General features: G+C 65.4%; 17 protein-coding genes. 6 read left to right on the top strand and 11 right to left on the bottom strand.

Annotated elements, in window-relative coordinates; all coding sequences use genetic code 11:
* Positions 1 to 4: 4 nt before the first annotated feature.
* On the top strand, positions 5 to 403 hold the full coding sequence (locus QTH97_RS15500; RefSeq protein ID WP_286569157.1) for an OsmC family protein: 399 nt from the start codon (positions 5 to 7) through the stop codon (positions 401 to 403).
* Between the two features lie 15 nt (positions 404 to 418).
* On the opposite strand, the gene QTH97_RS15495 is transcribed toward QTH97_RS15500, so the two are convergent.
* The 5 genes from QTH97_RS15495 to QTH97_RS15475 all read right to left on the bottom strand — a co-directional run bounded on the left by QTH97_RS15495 (position 419) and on the right by QTH97_RS15475 (position 5,964).
* Complete coding sequence (locus QTH97_RS15495) at positions 419 to 733, bottom strand: EthD family reductase (RefSeq protein WP_286569156.1); 315 nt, start codon at positions 731 to 733, stop codon at positions 419 to 421.
* A gap of 82 nt (positions 734 to 815) precedes the next feature.
* The gene (locus QTH97_RS15490; RefSeq protein WP_286569154.1) at positions 816 to 1,586 is read right to left on the bottom strand and encodes an ABC transporter permease; all 771 of its coding nucleotides are present in this window, start codon (positions 1,584 to 1,586) and stop codon (positions 816 to 818) included.
* A 7-nt stretch (positions 1,587 to 1,593) separates the two neighbouring features.
* Positions 1,594 to 2,439 (bottom strand): ABC transporter ATP-binding protein, encoded by an 846-nt coding sequence (locus QTH97_RS15485; RefSeq protein ID WP_286569153.1) that lies wholly within the window; start codon positions 2,437 to 2,439, stop codon positions 1,594 to 1,596.
* Complete coding sequence (locus QTH97_RS15480) at positions 2,439 to 3,467, bottom strand: ABC transporter substrate-binding protein (protein ID WP_286569151.1); 1,029 nt, start codon at positions 3,465 to 3,467, stop codon at positions 2,439 to 2,441. Before QTH97_RS15480 ends, QTH97_RS15485 begins: the two co-directional genes overlap by 1 nt.
* Positions 3,468 to 3,663: 196 nt before the next feature.
* Positions 3,664 to 5,964: an NADP-dependent malic enzyme gene (locus QTH97_RS15475; protein WP_286569150.1), complete on the bottom strand. Its 2,301-nt coding sequence runs from the start codon at positions 5,962 to 5,964 to the stop codon at positions 3,664 to 3,666.
* A gap of 245 nt (positions 5,965 to 6,209) precedes the next feature.
* Here QTH97_RS15475 and QTH97_RS15470 point away from each other — a divergent pair, with 245 nt between their 5' ends.
* On the top strand, positions 6,210 to 7,073 hold the full coding sequence (locus QTH97_RS15470; RefSeq protein ID WP_286569148.1) for a uracil-DNA glycosylase family protein: 864 nt from the start codon (positions 6,210 to 6,212) through the stop codon (positions 7,071 to 7,073).
* Positions 7,074 to 7,093: 20 nt separating this feature from the next.
* Here the strand turns inward: QTH97_RS15470 and QTH97_RS15465 are convergent, their stop codons facing one another.
* From QTH97_RS15465 to gcl, 3 genes are read right to left on the bottom strand one after another with little or no spacing between them, the layout of a single operon-like run.
* On the bottom strand, positions 7,094 to 7,996 hold the full coding sequence (locus tag QTH97_RS15465; protein WP_286569146.1) for a 2-hydroxy-3-oxopropionate reductase: 903 nt from the start codon (positions 7,994 to 7,996) through the stop codon (positions 7,094 to 7,096).
* Between the two features lie 31 nt (positions 7,997 to 8,027).
* Positions 8,028 to 8,807: a hydroxypyruvate isomerase gene (gene hyi, locus QTH97_RS15460; RefSeq protein ID WP_286569145.1), complete on the bottom strand. Its 780-nt coding sequence runs from the start codon at positions 8,805 to 8,807 to the stop codon at positions 8,028 to 8,030.
* A gap of 19 nt (positions 8,808 to 8,826) precedes the next feature.
* On the bottom strand, positions 8,827 to 10,620 hold the full coding sequence (gene gcl / locus QTH97_RS15455) for a glyoxylate carboligase (RefSeq protein WP_286569144.1): 1,794 nt from the start codon (positions 10,618 to 10,620) through the stop codon (positions 8,827 to 8,829).
* A gap of 110 nt (positions 10,621 to 10,730) precedes the next feature.
* Here gcl and QTH97_RS15450 point away from each other — a divergent pair, with 110 nt between their 5' ends.
* Positions 10,731 to 11,642, top strand: a complete 912-nt coding sequence (locus QTH97_RS15450) for a LysR family transcriptional regulator (protein ID WP_286569143.1) — start codon at positions 10,731 to 10,733, stop codon at positions 11,640 to 11,642.
* Here QTH97_RS15450 and QTH97_RS15445 read toward each other — a convergent pair.
* The 3 genes from QTH97_RS15445 to QTH97_RS15435 all read right to left on the bottom strand — a co-directional run bounded on the left by QTH97_RS15445 (position 11,634) and on the right by QTH97_RS15435 (position 14,868).
* On the bottom strand, positions 11,634 to 12,707 hold the full coding sequence (locus tag QTH97_RS15445; RefSeq protein ID WP_286569142.1) for an AI-2E family transporter: 1,074 nt from the start codon (positions 12,705 to 12,707) through the stop codon (positions 11,634 to 11,636). The two genes, QTH97_RS15450 and QTH97_RS15445, sit on opposite strands and share 9 nt — an antisense overlap.
* A 126-nt stretch (positions 12,708 to 12,833) precedes the next feature.
* Positions 12,834 to 13,532: a GntR family transcriptional regulator gene (locus QTH97_RS15440; RefSeq protein WP_286569141.1), complete on the bottom strand. Its 699-nt coding sequence runs from the start codon at positions 13,530 to 13,532 to the stop codon at positions 12,834 to 12,836.
* 10 nt (positions 13,533 to 13,542) lie between these two features.
* Positions 13,543 to 14,868, bottom strand: coding sequence for a C4-dicarboxylate transporter DctA (locus QTH97_RS15435; protein WP_286569140.1), 1,326 nt, complete (start codon positions 14,866 to 14,868; stop codon positions 13,543 to 13,545).
* Between the two features lie 272 nt (positions 14,869 to 15,140).
* On the opposite strand from QTH97_RS15435, the gene QTH97_RS15430 reads away from it, so the two are divergent.
* The 3 genes from QTH97_RS15430 to QTH97_RS15420 all read left to right on the top strand — a co-directional run bounded on the left by QTH97_RS15430 (position 15,141) and on the right by QTH97_RS15420 (position 18,324).
* Positions 15,141 to 16,223, top strand: a complete 1,083-nt coding sequence (locus tag QTH97_RS15430; RefSeq protein WP_286569139.1) for a catalase — start codon at positions 15,141 to 15,143, stop codon at positions 16,221 to 16,223.
* Positions 16,224 to 16,357: 134 nt separating this feature from the next.
* Positions 16,358 to 16,867, top strand: coding sequence for a hypothetical protein (locus QTH97_RS15425; RefSeq protein WP_286569138.1), 510 nt, complete (start codon positions 16,358 to 16,360; stop codon positions 16,865 to 16,867).
* Positions 16,867 to 18,324, top strand: coding sequence for a Dyp-type peroxidase (locus QTH97_RS15420; protein ID WP_286569137.1), 1,458 nt, complete (start codon positions 16,867 to 16,869; stop codon positions 18,322 to 18,324). Before QTH97_RS15425 ends, QTH97_RS15420 begins: the two co-directional genes overlap by 1 nt.
* The last annotated feature ends 6 nt before the right edge of the window (positions 18,325 to 18,330 follow it).

Below are 18,330 nucleotides of genomic sequence, written 5' to 3'. Positions count from 1 at the left end.
TTCCATGAGCATCACCGTCCGACGCGACAGCATCACCGCCACCCGTCACACCGTGAAGGTCCGCACGCACGAGATCGCGGTCGATACGTCGCCGGAGGCCGGCGGCAAGGATGCGGGGCCATCGCCGCACGATCTTTACGATTCATCGCTGGGAGCCTGCAAGGCGCTGACGGTGCTGGTCTATGCACAGCGCAAGGGCATCCCGGTCGAGGACATCGAAGTCGTGGTGGATCGCGATGACAGCGAGGAGCGCAAGGGAACCTATCGGCTCAAGACCTCTCTGCGCGTGACGGGCAACCTGAGCGACGAGCAGCGTGCCGAACTGCTGCGCGTCGCGGGCAAGTGTCCGCTGCACCGCCTGATGACCGAGGTCAAGACGGAGATCGAGACGGTGCTCGTGTGAGCCCTGGCGGCAGGCTCAGCCCACCACCACTTCGCTGATCTGCATCACCGGCTGGAGGTCGGTGTAGTTCGCGATATCTCCCAGGATCTCCTTCGCATGCGGCCCGAAGGCGGACTGAAAGGACTCCACGGAGTCGCAGAAGACGTGGCACATGCCGATATAGGTCGCCGGCTGGCCCGGTGCGCCGCCGGCGATGCCCTTGTCGATCGTGTAAGACTTGCAGGCATCGCCCATCCGGGCCTTGAGCAGCGGCATGTGCTTGTCGCGGTAGTACTCGTGATCGAAGCGCGCGCCGGGGGTGTTGGGGTACATCACACTGACCTTGATCATGGCTTGTCTCCTTGTCGGGTTCGCGAGCATAGGAGAAGCCGACGCTGGAAACAAGGGCTCCTTCCAGCGCCCCTGCCGCGCGTCACTCGTTCTGCGAGCCGCGGTGCGCCCAGGCAGTCGTGTGCTTTTCGATGGCGCTGAACAACTCGTACATCAGCATCGCCATCGCACCCACCACCATCAGGCCCGCGAAGGCCAGGCCCATCTGCATCGCCGAGCCGGCGGAGATCAGCAGGTAGCCGATGCCCTCGTTGGCAGCCGTCATCTCCGACACCGTGGTGCCGACGAAGGCCAGCGTGATCGCCACCTTGAGCGAGCCGTAGAAGTAGGGCATCGAACGCGGCAGGCCAATCTTCATCAGCACGTCCCAGCGCTTGGCGCCGAGCACGCGCAGCACATCTTCGAGCTCGGGTTCCAGCGTCGCGAGGCCGGTCGCGATGTTGACCATGATCGGGAAGAAGCTGATGAGAAAGGCCGTGAGGATCGCCGGGCCGACGCCGATGCCGAACCACACCACCAGGATGGGCACGAAGGCCGCCTTGGGCAGTGCGTTGAAAGCCGTCATCAGCGGGTATACCGCCGCATAGGCGAGGCGCGAGCTACCGATCACGAAGCCCAGCAGCACGCCCACCACGATCGCGATGCCGAAGCCCGCCATCGTGACCCAGAAGGTGCGCCACGCGTGGCCGGCGATGATTTCCTTGAATTCCCAGAACTGCGTCCAGATGCGCCACGGGCTCGGAAAGATGAACTCCGACACGCCGAAGCCCGAGCAGATGACTTGCCACAGAACGAGGACCGCCACCAGCAGGAGCCACGGAGACCAGCGTTCGATTTGCTTGTTGTTCTTCATGAAATGCTTATTGCGGGATCACGGCAGGCGCCGATGCGGTAGGCGCATTGCTGCGGATGGCGCCGATGTGGCTGCGCAGCTCGAGCACGATGTCGGTGAACTCCTTGGTGTAGGTCAGTTCCAGCTCGCGCGGGCGCGGCAGCTCGATCTCGCGCTTCACGACGAAGCGGCCGGGGCTTTTGCTCATCACATAGACCGTGTCGGCGAGGAACACCGATTCGCGCAGGTCGTGCGTGACCAGGATCACGTTGAACTGCTGCTCGGTCCAGAGGTCGCGCAGGATGCACCACAACTCCTCGCGCGTGAACGCGTCGAGTGCGCCGAAAGGCTCGTCGAGCAGCAGCATCTTGGGCTCATGGATGAGCGCCCGGCAAATGCTCGCGCGCTGCTGCATGCCGCCGGACAGCTGCCACGGGAACTTGTCCTCGTAGCCGCCGAGGCCGACCTTCTGCAACAGCCGGCGGGCGCGCTCGACGTATTCCTTGCGCTTGGCCTTGAAGGTCGAGCGGTAGGGCTCGACGATCTCCAGCGGCAGCAACACGTTGTCGACCGTCGTTCTCCAGGGCAGCAGCGACGGCGCCTGGAAGGCCATGCCCGAGATCTTCAGCGGCCCGGTGACGGGTTCGCCGTCGATCCTGATCTTGCCCATCGACGGCATCTTGAGCCCCGTCGTGAGCTTCATGAAGGTCGACTTGCCGCAGCCCGAAGGGCCGACGATGGCAATGAATTCCCCGCGCTTCACCTGCAGGTCGATGGCCTCGACCGCGAAGTGGTTGGCGCGAAGCAATTCCTCGTTGTAGGCGAGCCAGACGTCCTGGAAGTCGACGAAGGGGGGGCTCTGCGTTTCCCCCATCACTTGCGAAGGATGTTCAGTTCGGCGCTGGTGGGCAGCATGGCGCCGTTCCATACCGCCTCGGGATTGACGCGGGTCTTGGTCGCGAACGCATCCGACACTTGCGACGCCATCAGCGACAGGCGGCCGGCGTTGACCTGGCCGAAGCCTTCGGCGCGCGCATCGGCTGTGTTGACCACGGTGTCGATCGCGAGCTTGAGGCGGCGCGTTTCCAGTTCGCTGTTGACGATGCCGTCGCGCGCCTTGATGGATTCGATGGCGACCGCGGGGCTGGCGATCACTTCCTTGGCGCCCTTGGTGAATGCCAGCAGGAAGGCTTTCACGGCAGCCGGGTTCTCCTTGATGAGCTTGGGCGAGGCGATGATTGCGTTGCCGTAGAGCTTCACGCCGAAGTCGGGGTAGGGGAGGATGACCACGTCGGCCGTCTTGGCGCCGCGTGCTTCGAGGTTCAGCAGCGAGGTGAAGGTGAAGCCGGTGATGGCGTCGATGTCGCCGCGCATCAACATGGTTTCGCGCAGGGTCGGGTCCATCGCGGTCCAGTTCACCGCGCCGACGTTGTTGGCCTTGGCGAAGATCGGGAACGAGCGGCGGCCCGCATCGAACACCGGCGCGCCGAGCTTCTTGCCCGTGAGGTCGGCGGGCTTGGTGATGCCGCTCTTCTTGAGCGCCATGACCGATGCCGGCGTGTTGTTGTAGACCATCATGACCGCGACCGGCTTGTTCGGGCTGTCGGGGTTGTTGGCATGGAACTCCATCAGCGCCGCGAGGTCGGCGAAGCCCATGTCGTAGGCGCCCGACGCCACGCGCGTGACCGCGCCGCCGGAGCCGTTGCCCGCATCGACCGTGACGTCGAGGCCGCTGGCCTTGAAGTAGCCCTTGGCGGCAGGGTGCGTGAAGAAAGCGCCGGGCCCCTCGAAGCGCCAGTCGAGCTGGAACTTGATCGGCGTCGTCTGGGCGTGGGCGGTGCCCAGGCCGAAGCTCAGAGCCGATACGGCGAGGAAAGTCTGGATCAGTTGGCGCTTGTTCATGCAGGAGGATTCCGTGGAAGGTGAATGCACGGGATTCAAGCAAAAACGGTGCCGGCACGCGATTGGTGCGAACCCTTCCGATGGGCCAATGGGGTGCATGGCCGGGAGGGCCTTTGCGAGTCCGCGCAGGCGACAGCCGGACGTCAAGACGCCCCGTCGCGTGCACCGCGGCGGGGCGTCACTTTTGGTGCGCGACCTAGCGGTGGCTGCTGGCGTTGGCGACGGCCAGCGCCGTCATGTTGACGACGCGTCGAACGGTGGCCGACGCTGTCAGGATGTGGGCCGAGCCTTGCGCGCCCATGAGGATCGGTCCGACCGTCACGCCGTTGCCGCCGGTCATCTTCAGCACGTTGAAGAGGATGTTGGCCGCATCGAGGTTCGGGCAGATCAGCAGGTTGGCCTCGCCCGTGAGCCTGCTTTCAGGCAGGGCCTTGCCCCGCACTTCCTCGGACAGCGCGGCATCGCCGTGCATCTCGCCGTCGCATTCGATGTCGGGTGCCATCTTGGCGAACAGTTCGCGCGCGAGCCGCATCTTGCGTGCCGAGGCGCGGTCCGACGAGCCGAAGTTGGAATGCGACAGGAAGGCGACCTTGGGCGGCAGGCCGAAGCGGCGCACTTCTTCCGCAGCCATCATCGCGATGTTCGCGAGCGTCTCGGCGTTCGGGTCCTCGTGCACGTTGGTGTCGGCGATGAAGAGCGTGTACTTCTCGAGCGTGAGCGCATTGAGCGTCGCGAAGCCGGGCGCGCCGGGCTTGAGGCCCAGCACGTTGTCCAGGATCTTGAGGTGGCTGTCGAAGCGACCGACCAGGCCGCACAGCATCGCGTCGGCATCGCCCAGGTGAACCATCAGCGAGGCAATGGTCGTGTTCGAGCGGCGAACCATGGCCTTGGAAGCTTCAGGCGTGATGCCCCGGCGGCCCATGAGCTTGTGGTACGTCTCCCAGTAGGTCCGGAAGCGCGGATCGTCTTCAGGGTCGACGCACTCGACATCGGTGCCCACGCGGATGTGCAACCCGGCCTTCTTGATGCGCGCTTCAATCACGGCCGGACGGCCCACGAGGATCGGCTTGGCAAGGCCTTCGTCGACGGCCAGTTGGGCGGCACGCAGCACGCGATCGTCCTCGCCTTCGGCGTAGGCCACGCGCTTGGCGGTCGCGAGCTTGGCGGCGGTGAACACCGGGCGCATGAACATGCCGGTCTGGTAGACGAAGCGCGTCAGGTGCTGTCGGTAGGTTTCCAGGTCGTCGATGGGCCGCGTCGCCACGCCCGAAGCCTGCGCGGCCTTGGCCACGGCAGGCGCGATGCGCAGGATCAGCCGCGAATCGAAGGGCTTGGGGATGATGTAGTCGGGCCCGAAGGACAACTCCTGCCCGGCGTAGGCGGTGGCGACTTCCTCGCTGATGTCGGCCTTGGTGAGGTCTGCGATCTCTCGCACGCAGGCGAGCTTCATTTCTTCCGTGATCTTGCTTGCGCCGCAGTCGAGCGCGCCGCGGAAGATGTACGGGAAGCACAGCACGTTGTTGACCTGGTTCGGGTAGTCCGAGCGGCCGGTCGCGATGATGCAGTCGGGCCGCACCGCCTTGGCGAGCTCGGGGCGGATCTCGGGTTCGGGGTTGGCGAGCGCCAGGATGATCGGCTGGCTCCCCATGCTCTTGACCATGTCCTGCGTGACCACGCCGGGTGCCGAACAGCCGAGGAACACGTCGGCGTCCTTCATGACGTCCGCCAGCGTGCGGGCGCCGGTGTCCTTCTGGGCGTAGCGCGTCTTCGAGTCGTCGAAGCCGCCTACGCGGCCGATGTAGATCAGGCCCTTGGAGTCGACCGCGTAGATGTTCGAGTGCTTGGCGCCCAGGCCGACCATCACGTCGAGGCAGGCAATGGCGGCGGCGCCCGCGCCGGAGACGGCGATCTTCACGTCCTCGATCTTCTTGCCCACGAGTTCGAGTCCGTTGATCAGCGCGGCGGCCGAGATGATGGCGGTGCCGTGCTGGTCGTCGTGAAAGACGGGGATGTTCATGCGTTCGCGCAGCTTCTTCTCGATGTAGAAGCACTCGGGCGCCTTGATGTCCTCGAGGTTGATCCCGCCCAGCGTGGGTTCGAGCGCCGCGATGATGTCGACGAGCTTGTCGGGGTCGGTCTCGGCGAGCTCGATGTCGAACACGTCGATGCCGGCGAACTTCTTGAACAGGCAGCCCTTTCCTTCCATCACGGGCTTGCTCGCCAACGGGCCGATGTTGCCCAGGCCGAGCACAGCGGTGCCGTTGGTGACCACGCCGACGAGGTTGCCGCGCGAGGTGTATTCCGCCGCCAGCGAGGGGTCGGCCTCGATGTCGAGACAGGGGTAGGCGACGCCCGGCGAATAGGCCAGGGAGAGGTCGCGCTGATTGAGGAGAGGCTTGGTGGGCGAGATCGAGATCTTGCCCTTGACAGGCGAGCGGTGGTATTCACGCGCCGCGTCGCGCAGTGCCTGTTCGGCGGGGGATAGTGTGTTTGCCATCAGTGTCTCCTTGCTTCTTGGCTCAGGAGAGAGGCTACCCCAAAGTTTGACGATGCAGGGGGGGAGCGGCCCGTAGTTGGCCTGCTTTTTCAATTGGATTTTTCATACGTGGAACGCGGGGCCATGGCGCCGGCCGCGCCGAGCGACCTGGCTTCGGGCATAGCACCTTTGTCTGATGCGGGACCGGCCGCGGCACGTCACGATCCAGATCGGCTGCGATTCCCGGTCGCGAACGCCGCATCACCATGGCTTTGCTGCGCGACGCATTGAACGACTTCACCGTCAACTGGCGGAACGACCTGACGCCGGCCTGGCGCACCGCGCTCGCTGGCGCCAGCCCCAATCCGACCGCCGTCGGCAGCACGCTCACCTGCGACGACCTGCAGCCGATCTACCCGTCGCGGCGGGACAGGCCTCTGCCCGGTGCGCCGACCGATGCCCACGTGTTCCGGGCCTTCGACGGCATCGCCCCCGAAGATGTGCGCTGCGTGCTGATCGGGCAGGACCCCTACCCGCTGCTGGGCCGCGCGACCGGCCGTTCCTTCGAGCAGGGTGACATCGGCGCCTGGGGTCTGCCGGCAGCATCTGTCGCGAACAGCCTGCGCGTGCTGCTGCGCATGATGGTCGCGGCGCGCACCCATGACCCGGCCGTGCTGAAGATGAGCTGGACCGTCTTTGTTCGCCACATCGCCACACCTGCCGTTGCGCTCGAATCGCCGCGCGCGCTCTTCGACAGGCTGCAACAGACGCAGGGCGTGCTCTTCCTCAATGCCGGGCTCACGATCACGCGCTACAAGTCGGGCGGCGCGCCGGAGCAGACGCGCGGCCACATCCCCTTCTGGCGGCCGGTGGTCGGCCAAGTGCTGCGATCCATCGCGACCCGCCAGAGCGGACAGGTGGTTTTCCTCAGTCTTGGCGCGCTGGCGCAAAAGCTGCTCGCGAGCGAAAGCGTGAAGCTGGCAGCTACCCAGGCGGGCACCTGGGACACGCGCGCCGGCGAGGTCGCGCTGCCGCACCCGGTGGCCCCGGGCTTCATGAAGGGGCCCAATCCGTTCGAGGCGGTCAACGCGAAGCTTGTGGCCTTCGGAGCTCCGCCGATCGCCTGGTAGGCCCTCAGCCACACGAAGGTTCAGGCAGCGTCGGGCGCCACGGGGTGCTGCGCCATCGCCTCCAGCGCGCGAACGAGCGCCGAGTGATCCTGCTGCCCATGCCCCAGCGCCGCGCATGCATTCATGAGCTGCGCCGCGCTCGCGGTCTGCGGCAGCGCCACGCCGAGCGCTCGCGCACCCTGCAGCGCAAGGTTGAGATCCTTCTGGTGCAGTGAGATGCGGAAGCCCGGCGCGAAGGTGCGCTTGATCATCCGCTCGCCATGCACTTCGAGAATGCGAGACGACGCGAAACCGCCCATGAGCGCCTGCCGCACCTTGGCGGGATCGGCGCCGGCTTTCGATGCAAACACCAGCGCCTCGCCGACCGCCGCGATGTTGAGCGCCACGATGATCTGGTTGGCGACCTTGCAGACCTGGCCGTCGCCCGCGCCGCCGACCAGCGTGATGTTCTTGCCCATCTTCTCGAGCAGGGGCCTCACGCGGCCGAAGGTGCCTTCATCGCCGCCGCACATGATCGTGAGGCTTGCCGCCTTGGCGCCCACCTCGCCGCCCGAGACCGGCGCGTCGACGTAGCCGCAGCCAAGGTCGGTGATCTTCTTGGCGAACGCCTTGGTCGCGATCGGATCGATCGAACTGCAGTCGACCACGGTCTTGCCCTTCGTCAGGCCGGCGGCGACGCCGCCTTCGCCGAACAACACTTTCTCCACGTCCGGCGTGTCCGGCACCATGATGAAGACGATGTCGGCCTGGCGTGCGACCTCGGTGGCGGAGGCGCAGACCATTGCCCTCGACGCAAACGGCTCGGGCGCATTGCCGTGCGTGTTGACGAACAGCTGGTGGCCCGCTTCGAGCAGGTGGCCCGCCATCGGGGCACCCATGATGCCGAGGCCGATGAAACCGATCTTTTGTGCGTTGGATGACATGTCGCTTTGCGTTCCTTGCTTGAGCGTTCTCTTATTGGGTGAGGGTGATGCGCCATTGCAGGCCGTCGAGGGTGCTGCCGCGTGGCTTGTACTCGCAGCCGATCCAGCCGGCATAGCCCAGCGAGTCGATGTGCCGGAAGATCCACGGATAGTTGATCTCGCCCGTACCCGGCTCACCACGGCCGGGGTTGTCCGCGAGCTGGATGTGGCCGATGCGCGTGATGTTCTTCGTCAGCGTCGCGCCGAGTTCGCCTTCCATGCGCTGCGCGTGGTAAATGTCGTACTGCAGCAGCAGGTTGGGCGAGCCGACTTCGTCGATCAGCGACAGCGCCTGGTCGGTGCGCGTGAGATAGAAGCCAGGGATGTCGAAACTGTTGATCGGCTCGATCAACAAGCGGATGCCCGCACCCTGAAGTTCGTTCGCCGCGAAGCGCAGGTTGTCGACGACCACCTTGCGCGCATCGCCGTTCGTCAGTCCTTCCGGCAGCTTGCCGAGCAGGCAGTTGACCTGGGGACAGCCGAGCGCGGTCGCGTAGTCGATCGCGCGGGCCACGCCTTCGCGGAACTCACCCACGCGGTCCGGGTGGCAGGCGATGCCACGCTCGCCGGCGTCCCAGTTGCCCGCAGGCAGGTTGTGCAGGACCTGCTCCAGGCCGTTGGCGCGCAACGCGGCGGCCAGTTCCTTCTTGTCGTACGCGTAGGGGAACAGGTACTCGACAGCCTTGAAGCCTGCCTTGGCGGCGGCCTCGAATCGCTGCATGAACGGCAGCTCGTTGAACAGCATCGTGAGATTGGCTGCGAACTTGGGCATGTGTCTTGTCTCCTCGGGTTCAGTCCAGCATCGCGGCGGCAATGGCCGTGGGTGCGTCTTCGGGCCGCTCTGCGAGCGGTTCGAATTCATTGATGGCATCGATCTCGGTGCCCATCGAGATGTTGGTCACTCTTTCGAGCATCACCTCGATCACCACCGGCACGCTGAACTCGGCCATGAGCGCTTCGGCGCGCTGGATCGCCGGCTTGATCTCTTCCTGCTCGTAGACGCGGATCGCCTTGCAGCCCAGGCCCTCGACCACCTTGATGTGATCGACGCCATAGCTGCGCTCGACGCCGCTGTCTTCCGTGGCGTTGATGTTGTCGAAGCCGAGCTGCACGCAATAGTCCATCTCGAAGCCGCGCTGCGCCTGGCGGATGAGGCCGAGGTAGGAGTTGTTGACCACGATGTGGATGTAGGGCAGCTTGAACTGCGCACCGACGGCCAGTTCCTCGATCATGAACTGGAAGTCGTAGTCGCCCGAGAGCGCGACGATCTTGCGCGTCGGGTCGGCCGCGCGCACGCCCAGGGCCGCGGGGATGGTCCAGCCCAGCGGACCGGCCTGCCCGCAGTTGATCCAGTGGCGGGGGTTGTAGACGTGCAGGAACTGCGCCGCCGCGATCTGCGAGAGCCCGATGGTGCTCACGTAGCAGGTGTCGTTGCTGAAGTTGTTGTTCATGCACTGGTACACGCGCTGCGGCTTCATCGGCACGTCGTTGAAGTTGGTCTTGCGCAGCATGGTCTTCTTGCGCTCGAGGCATTCGCCGGCCCATGTGCGACGGTTGGGCAGACGGCCCTCGGCCTTCATTTCCTCGGCCACCTGCACGAAGAGTTCGAGCGCGGCCTTGGCGTCGGACACGATGCCCAGGTCCGGCGTGAAGACACGGCCGATCTGTGTCGGCTCGATGTCCACGTGCACGAAGGTGCGGCCCTTCGTGTAGACGTCGACCGAGCCCGTGTGGCGGTTGGCCCATCGGTTGCCGATTCCGAGCACGAAGTCGCTGGCGAGCATCGTCGCGTTGCCATAGCGGTGGCTGGTCTGCAGGCCGCACATGCCGGCCATCAGCGGATGGTTGTCCGGGATGACGCCCCAGGCCATGAGCGTGGGAATCACCGGAACGCCCGTGGTCTCCGCGAAGCGCACCAGCAGGTCGCTGGCGTCGGCATTGATGATGCCGCCGCCGGCCACGATCAGCGGGCGCTCGGCAGCGTTGAGCATGGCGATGGCCTTCTCGATCTGCGCGCGGGTGGCGGCCGGCCGATAGGGCGTGAGCGGGGTGTAGGTGTCGATGTCGAACTCGATCTGCGCCATCTGCACGTCGAAAGGCAGGTCGATGAGCACCGGGCCCGGCCGGCCCGAGCGCATCAGGTGGAAGGCCTGCTGGAACACTTGCGGCACCTGGCCCGGCTCTCGCACGGTGACGGACCACTTGGTGACCGGCTTGGAGATCGACTCGATGTCCACCGCCTGGAAGTCTTCCTTGTAGAGCCGCGCACGCGGTGCCTGGCCGGTGATGCAGAGGATCGGGATCGAATCGGCCGAGGCCGAGTAGAGCCCGGTGATCATGTCCGTGCCTGCGGGGCCGGAGGTGCCGATGCACACGCCGATGTTGCCGGCGACAGCGCGCGTGTAGCCCTCGGCCATGTGCGAGGCGCCCTCGACGTGGCGCGCGAGGATGTGCGCGATGCTGCCTTGCTTGCGCAGCGCGGAATAGAGCGGGTTGATGGCGGCGCCGGGTACGCCGAAGGCTTGTGTCACGCCTTCTTTTTCCATCACGAGCACGGCGGCCTGGGCCGCGGTCATCTTTGCCATGTTGATTCTCCTTGGGATGGCTCGACTGTAGGAATTCGAGGCATCCGGCAGAAGATGGCGCAGTGCCATAAAGCCTATTCCATGGAGGAATAAGTGGCTAGGATGAGGCCATGGACCGACTGCAAGCGATGGAGATGTTCGTGCGCGTGGTGGAGACCGGCAGCTTTTCCAAGGCGGCGCGCGAGTTCAACACCACCCAGCCCACCGTGACCAAGCAGGTCGCGGCGACCGAGGCGCGCCTGAAGGTGCGGCTGCTCAACCGCAACACGCGCGGCGTGAGCCTGACCGAATCGGGCGCGCTCTACTATGAGAAGTGCAAGGCGATCGTCCGCGATGCGGAGGAGGCCGAGAGCATCGTGAAGCTGCGGCAGTCGCAGGCGCAGGGGCTGTTGCGCATCGGCACCTCGACGGCGTTTGGCCGCCGCGTCGTGGTGCCGCTGGCGCTCGAATTCATGGCGCGGAATCCGCAGGTGCAGGTCGACCTGAGCTTCGAGGACCGCTACGTCGATCTCGTGGCCCAGGGCATCGACGTCGCGATCCGCATGGGCAAGCTCGCCGACTCGTCGCTGGGGGCGCGCTTCCTCGGGATGAACCCTTGGATGATGGTGGCTGCGCCGTCCTATCTCAAGAAACACGGCACGCCGAAGAAGGCGCAGGACCTGAGCGCGCACGTGGCGCTGATCTACAGCAGCGTGGTCGGCGATGACGTCTGGCAACTGCAGACGCCCAAGGGTGAGGCCATTACCGTGCCGGTGTCGGGCCGGCTGCGGTCGAACAACGTGTCGGCCGTGCTGGCCGCCGCGCGGGCGGGCCTGGGCATCGCACTCATGCCGCGCTACGTGGCGAGCGACTCGCTGGCCTCCGGGCAGGTGGTCGAGGTGCTGGCCGACCATGCGCTCGCCGCGCAGGAAATCCATGCCGTGTTCCCGTCGCCGAAGCTGGTGCCGGGCAAGGTGTCGAGCTTTGTCGCCTTCCTGCAGGGGCGCTTCGGGGACAACTGGTGGAGCAGCCGCTCAGGGTAGCGGCGGCACGTCGCGCTCGCCTTCGCCCGACGAGGCGAACAGGTCCCACGCCGCCATGAAGAGCGCGGCGATCACCGGCCCGATCACGAAGCCATTGATGCCGAAGAGCGCGATGCCGCCGATGGTGGACATCAGCACGACGTAGTCCGGCATCTGCGTGTCCTTGCCCACCAGCAGCGGCCGCAGGATGTTGTCGACCAGCCCGATCACGAACACGCCGATGAAGATCAGCGTCAGCGCCTTGCCGATCTCGCCGACGGCCAGGAAGTAGATCGCCACCGGCGCCCAGATCAGCGCCGCGCCGACGGCGGGCAGCAGCGACAGGAAGCCCATCAGCACCCCCCACAGCAGCGCGCCCTGCACGCCGAGGAAGGAGAAGGCGATGCCGCCGATGATGCCCTGCGCCGCCGCGACCGCGACGTTGCCCTTGATGGTGGCGCGAATGACGGTCGTGAACTTGTTGAGCAGGTAGTGGGTGTGCGGCTTCGCGAGGGGGAGCGAGTTGCGGATGGTCTTCGACAGGTCGCCGCCGTCGCGCAGCAGGAAGAACAGCAGGTACAGCATGATGCCGAAACTGACCAGGAACTCGAAGGTGTTCTGCCCGATGGACACCGCGTGCGTCGCGATGAGCTGGCTGCTCTTCAGCGCGGATTCCGACACGCGGCCGATGAAGCCCTCGACGTTTCCGAGCCCGAAGCGGTTGAGCAGGTCGAGCGCCCAATGGGGAAGGGCGCTCACGATTTGCTGGAAGTAACTGGTGAAGCTGATCTTGCCGGAGCGGATCATCTGCTGGACCACCGACACCTCGTCGACCACGGACACGGTGATGACCACCAGGGGGATGACCACGATGATCGTCGCCAGCATCAGCGTCGTGAAGGCGGCGAGGTTGCGCCGCCCGCTCATTTTCTTGACGAGCCGCCGATAGACCGGTGTGAAGAGGATCGCGAGGGCCACGCTCCACATGACCGCGCCGAAGAACGGAAGCAGGATCCAGCCGAACGCGATCGTGACGACGGCCAGCAGGAAGATGAAGGTGCCGCGCTGTAGGGCCGGTGAGTTCATGAGCCATCCTAACTCGCCCCCAGGCTGCCTCACTTCGTGTAGTCCGCCCACCCCGGGCCGTCGCAACACCAGCCGCCCGGCGAAGCCGGTTCCGCGGTTTTCCCGGGATCGATGCGCGACGGCCGCTCAGCGCGCGGCGCGGGGCAGGGCTACTGGGGCGAGGGTCGTGCGCAGCCGTTCGTCGGCCGTGGGGTCGGCGGTGGCGTCGACCTGAAGTGCTTGTTCGACATTGCCGATGTGGTCGAGCATGAGTTGCCGGGCGCGCGCGGTGTCGCCCGCTTCGAGGGCCGCGACGATGGCGGTGTGCTCGGCGCAGGATTGCGAGGCTTCGTGCTTGGACTGGAAGAGGGTGGCCGCCAGTGTCGTGCGCGCGGTGAGGTCGCGCAGCACGTCGCACAGCAGCCGGTGGCCCATCTGGTCGGCGAGGCAGACGTGGAAATCCGCGAGCAGGAAAGCGCGGGTGGCGGCATCGGCGCCGGCGATGGCGCGTTTCTCGTCCGCGATGTGCTCGCGCAGCTTGCGGATCACCTTGGACAGCGGCCGGCCGGCTTCGGCCAGGATGCCGGACTCGACGATGCGGCGCGCCGCGAAAGCATCGCGCGCCTCTTCGGCCGAGGGCTCGACCACGTACCAACCCCGGCGCGACTGCACCTCCACGAAGCCGCGTGCCTGCAACTGCATCAGCGCCTCGCGCACCATGGTTCGGCTGACGCCGAAGTTCTCCGCCAGCGCCTGCTCGCCGAGGCGCTCGCCGGGCGCGAGCTTCTGCGCCAGGATGGCTTCGACCACGCGCTCGGCGATGGTGGTGGGAGAGACTTCGGTCATTCGGGGAACCTCAATGTGCAGGCTGGATGGCGACGGGGCTCGGCTCCGCTTCGGCCAGCGGCTCGTCTTCCGGTGAGTGCGTGCCGTTCAGCACGGCATGGGCGCGCTCGCGGTCGATGTCGCCTTCCCAGGCGGCGATCGCGACGGTGGCGACGCAGTTGCCGATGAGGTTGCCCAATGCGCGGGCGATCCCCATGAACCAGTCGACCGACAGCACCAGCACGAGACCGATCGCCGGGATGGCGGGGATGGCGTGCAAGGTCGCTGCGAGCACCACGATCGCCGAGCCCGGCACGCCGTGCGCCCCCTTCGACGTGACCAGGGCGATCGCCAGGATGGTCAGCAGGTCGGCCATCGAGATCGGCGTGTTGGTCGCCTGGGCGATGAAGACCGCGGCGAGCGTGATGTAGATCGAGAAGGCGTCCAGGTTGAACGAGTAGCCCGTCGGGATCACGAGGCCCACGGTCGAGTCGCGGATGCCCATGTAGCGCAGCTTGGCCATGATCTGCGGCAGCACGCTGTCCGACGACGTGGTGGCGAAGACGATGGTGAGCTCTTCGCGCAGGTAGCGCAGCAGCTTGACGAGGCTGAAGCCCGAGAGCCGCATCACCAGGCCGAGGATCACGAAGACGAAGAGCAGCACCGATGCATAGAACAGCGCCACCAGCATGCCGAGTTGCTTCAGCGAGCCGACGCCGTACTGCCCCACCGTGAAGGCGATGGCGCCGAGCACACCCAGCGGGGCCAGCTTGATGATGATCCCCATGATCTTGAACAGCACCAGCGAGAGCGCGTCGACGACGAGCCCCACCGGGCGCCCGCGATCGCCGAGCAGGGCGAGTGCGCAGCCGAACAGCACCGCGAAGAGCAGCACCTGCAGCACGTCGCCCGTGGCGAAGGCGTTGACCACCGTGGTCGGAATCAGTTTCATGAGGAACTCGACCGTGCCGCCGCTGGTGAGCTTGTCGGCATTCGATGCGTAGGCGCTCATGGCTGCGGGGTCGAGCTTCGTGGGGTCGACGTTCATGCCCACGCCGGGCTTGAACACGAAGGCCAGCACGAGCCCGAGCGCCAGGGCGATGGTTGTCAGCACCTCGAAGTAGATCAGCGCCTTGACGCCGACGCGCCCGACGCGCTTCAGGTCCCCCGCGCCGGCGATGCCGTGCACCACCACGCAGAACACCAGCACCGGGATGATCATCTTGATCAGCTTGATGAAGCCATCTCCCAACGGCTTGAGCTTGACTGCGAAATCAGGAAAGAACAGGCCCGCCACCACGCCGAGAACCAGCGCGATGACCACCTGACCGAAGAGCGATTTGGCGAAACGAGGCATGGGGGATCTCCGTGAGGAAGGTTGCATGCAAGTCTTTCGCTTTCTTGCATACAAGCAATGTAGGCAAGATTTGGCAATTTTCTGTGCGGGTATTCCCGAGGGGCCGCGGCACGCGGATGCGCAGTCGGATCCTGACGTCGTTCGGCTTGAGCGTGTCCAGGGGTCGCGAAATGCGCCCGTCGCTCCACAATCAAAAAGTTCATGCTGCGCGTGATCGGGCAGGGCGGTGACCTTGCCCTCCGAGCGACGGGCTCGCACAACATGAGTTTCGCTTGATCGCTCGTGACTCTTTCGTTGAGGGGCTGTCCATGCATCAGGAGGTTTCGGCGGCGCAGATGTTCGATGCGTTCAAGAAGGATGCCCCTGGCGAACATGCTGCCGACAGTCGCTGGGCACACACCCATGGTCTGGGTGTCACAGGCCATTTCGTGGCGTCCGAAGTGGCCAGGACCTTCTGCATTGCGGAACACTTCCAAGGACACTCCGTACCCGTCACCGCCCGCTTTTCGAACGGATCCTCCGATTTCGTTCGACACGACGAAAGGCCCGATACCCGGGGGCTTGCGGTCAAGTTCCACTACGCCGACAGCACGGCCCACGACCTGCTGTCTATGACGCTGAATGTTTTCGGCGCGAGGACAAGGGAAGATTTTCTCGGCGTTGCCAATGCCTTCGTTCCAAAACCCGTGCAGCCGGAGTCCTGGTTTCGCCGGCACATCCTCGATCCGTTGATGCTGCGCAGCCCTCTGCCGACTTTGCCGGCAGGCGTGACGGTCAGCGGCGGACCAGGGCTGGCGCAGTACGCCGGTTCACACGCGTTTGTCCGAGCCTTCACCATCGAAGCCGGACTTTCCCAAGTGCCGGTGAGTTGGGCGCGCACTGCCTACCATGCGGTGCATACCTTCGTGGCCGTCGGCCCCGACGGCGAGCGCCGACCTGTGCGCTTCACGTGGCAGCCGGTCGACGGCGTCTTTCCGGTTCCCCCTGAACAACTGGCCGCCAAGGCCACCGATTTCCTCACCGAGGAGATGCGCGCCCGCCTGGCGCAGTCCGCCACCCAGTTCACGCTCAAGATGATGATCGGCGACCCGGGCGACGAGGTGGACGATCCTTCCACTTCCTGGCCCGTGACTCGCCGGACAGTCAACATGGGAACGCTCTTCATCGATGAGGTCGCCCAGGAGCAGTTGGTGGACGTGGAGAGGTTGAGCTTCAATCCCATGCGCCTGCCACCGGGAATCGAGCCGTCTGGCGACGAGATTCTCCGCGCGCGGGGCGAAATCTATGTGCTCGGGAGCGAGGAACGTGGTGCGATCGGGTGTCCATTGCACTCGGGACAGGGGAGCGCCCGATGAGCGGAATCATCGATTGGGCAAAGCAGTTGCTCGAGCGAATCCTGATTCGCATCTGGTCGTGGCTCCAGAAGACTCCGGTCGCACCCGGTGGCCCCCGGGACAGCCCGCAGCCGAGCGACAACATCATGCGGACGATGAACCTCGTGATGCCATTGAAGAACAAGACGGCCATCGGCCGCGCCCAGGCCGCAATGGTCGTCGGGTCGGCTCTCGACGAAATCTACAGCGCGCTGGACAACGTAGGCACGGTGCATGTCGCCCGGTTCGCGATCGTCGACAACAACCTGCTCATGTTTTCTTTCTACGATGGCGATTTCCACGCATACATACGCGACTTCATCATGACGCTGGGGAACGCCTTCGACGGCGTCGTAGGCTTGATTGAAGACCCGCCGCCCTTGCCGTGTTGGCAGAACGTGGATGCGTTCATCGAGTGGGTTCATCGGCGCGACGCGTTCCAGCTACCCGATGACCCGACGAGGCTGATCGAGGTTGTCGCACCGGGTCTTGACAACCTGCAGGATCTTTCGCGCTACCTGGTGCTTCAGTTGGACAAGAACCCGAATGTTCAACTCGGAGCCTATCGCGCATACCCGGGCTATTCGGCCGCGCAAGTTCGGCAAAAACTCGGGATGGGGTGGTGATGGCCGAACCGGACCTTTCGGCGGCGGCAGTGCCTCCCATCGACCTGGCAGATGTCCAGGGCAACATCTTGCGCGGCTACACGAAGTCGATGGTGCGACATCTCATCGCCCAGGTGACCGATGCGTCCGCTGCAAGAGCGTGGATCGGGGCGACTGCAGGGCCGGATCGCTCGCTTGCCCCTGCGATCACGGACGCGGCGCACTGGGGAGAGAACCCGCCAGACGTGTGCTTCAACGTCGGGCTCACTTTCGCGGGACTGCAAGCGCTGGGGCTTCCGGACTCCGCCACGCGTTCGTTTCCCGAGGCATTCCGTGAAGGCATGGCCGCGCGCGCGTCGAAGATCGGCGACTGGGGGGACTCCGCACCCGCGCATTGGAAGCCGTGGTTTCAAGACGGCGATGCGGTTCATCTCGTCCTGACGTTGCATGCGAACACCGCATCGCTGCTCGACCGGCACGAGCAGGCCTTGATGTCGGGCATGGCAGGAAAGTCGCTCAGCATCCGTGGCCGCAACGAGGGCGCCAAGTTCAACGGCGATGAGGTGCACTTTGGATACCGAGACAACATATCGCAGCCGAGATTCGCAGGTATCAGCCCGCCCGGGAAGGTGGACCATCAACCGAGCGCGCCCCTGGGCACTGTGCTGCTGGGCTATCCCACGGCGCTGGAGCAGTTGACGTGGAGCCTGCCGGAGCCAACTGTGCTGGGCTTCAACGGCGCATTCAATGCCTTTCGTGTCCTCGAGCAGAACGTGGCCGCGTTCGAGGAATTTCTGAGTCGTGCCGCTGAACGCTTGCTTGACAGCCATCTGGCTGACGAACTGCTGCCGGTCGGAAGCGAGCAAGACCGTGCTTCCCGGCCGCAACGACTGGCCGCCATGCGCGAAGTCGTCGCGGCCAAGCTCGTGGGACGGTGGAGGACCGGGACGCCACTGGCGCTATCGCCACGCGACCCCCTGCCTGGCGAGACCGTTTCCGATACCAACTACGACTTTGTCGACGATGCCGGGGGATTGAAATGTCCGCTCGGCGCGCACACGCGACGCGTGAACCCGCGAGGCGCCAGGATCGTGCAACGCATGGCCAATCACACACGCCGGCTGGTGCGCCGGGGCATGCCCTATGGCCCGCGATTCGACCCGACCGCTCCCCTGAGCGACGCCGGCGTCGAGCGGGGCCTCCTGGGCAACTTCATTTGCGCCGATCTGTCGGCTCAGTTCGAGGCCGTGCAGTACGACTGGATCAATCTCGGACTGCAGGACCCGCGCATCACGGGCTCCAACGACCCGCTGATGGGTGCGAACGAACAGGATGCCAGCTGGTTCGATGTCGCAACCAGCAAGGGCACCATCCGGTTGCGTGGGCTGCCGCGCTTCATCCGCACTCGCGGCGGTGCCTACACCTTCTTGCCGAGCATCAGCGCGCTACGGTGGATCGGACGCCTTGGAGGGCAATAGGCATGC

The organism is Variovorax gracilis (assembly GCF_030317115.1).
GTDB classification, from domain to species: Bacteria; Pseudomonadota; Gammaproteobacteria; order Burkholderiales; family Burkholderiaceae_C; genus Variovorax; species Variovorax gracilis.
The sequence above is the reverse complement of the archived record's forward strand: the minus strand, read 5'-3'. Positions and strand labels throughout refer to the sequence as shown.

Coding starts and splice junctions, on each gene's coding strand:
- QTH97_RS15470 (WP_286569148.1), top strand. CDS start 6,210: ATGGCTTTGCTGCGCGACGCATTGAACGACTTCACCGTCAACTGGCGG.
- QTH97_RS15425 (WP_286569138.1), top strand. CDS start 16,358: ATGAACCTCGTGATGCCATTGAAGAACAAGACGGCCATCGGCCGCGCC.
- QTH97_RS15490 (WP_286569154.1), bottom strand. CDS start 1,586: ATGAAGAACAACAAGCAAATCGAACGCTGGTCTCCGTGGCTCCTGCTG.
- gcl (WP_286569144.1), bottom strand. CDS start 10,620: ATGGCAAAGATGACCGCGGCCCAGGCCGCCGTGCTCGTGATGGAAAAA.
- QTH97_RS15485 (WP_286569153.1), bottom strand. CDS start 2,439: ATGGGGGAAACGCAGAGCCCCCCCTTCGTCGACTTCCAGGACGTCTGG.
- QTH97_RS15465 (WP_286569146.1), bottom strand. CDS start 7,996: ATGTCATCCAACGCACAAAAGATCGGTTTCATCGGCCTCGGCATCATG.
- QTH97_RS15475 (WP_286569150.1), bottom strand. CDS start 5,964: ATGGCAAACACACTATCCCCCGCCGAACAGGCACTGCGCGACGCGGCG.
- QTH97_RS15435 (WP_286569140.1), bottom strand. CDS start 14,868: ATGCCTCGTTTCGCCAAATCGCTCTTCGGTCAGGTGGTCATCGCGCTG.
- QTH97_RS15480 (WP_286569151.1), bottom strand. CDS start 3,467: ATGAACAAGCGCCAACTGATCCAGACTTTCCTCGCCGTATCGGCTCTG.
- QTH97_RS15495 (WP_286569156.1), bottom strand. CDS start 733: ATGATCAAGGTCAGTGTGATGTACCCCAACACCCCCGGCGCGCGCTTC.
- QTH97_RS15500 (WP_286569157.1), top strand. CDS start 5: ATGAGCATCACCGTCCGACGCGACAGCATCACCGCCACCCGTCACACC.
- hyi (WP_286569145.1), bottom strand. CDS start 8,807: ATGCCCAAGTTCGCAGCCAATCTCACGATGCTGTTCAACGAGCTGCCG.
- QTH97_RS15420 (WP_286569137.1), top strand. CDS start 16,867: ATGGCCGAACCGGACCTTTCGGCGGCGGCAGTGCCTCCCATCGACCTG.
- QTH97_RS15440 (WP_286569141.1), bottom strand. CDS start 13,532: ATGACCGAAGTCTCTCCCACCACCATCGCCGAGCGCGTGGTCGAAGCC.
- QTH97_RS15450 (WP_286569143.1), top strand. CDS start 10,731: ATGGACCGACTGCAAGCGATGGAGATGTTCGTGCGCGTGGTGGAGACC.
- QTH97_RS15445 (WP_286569142.1), bottom strand. CDS start 12,707: ATGAACTCACCGGCCCTACAGCGCGGCACCTTCATCTTCCTGCTGGCC.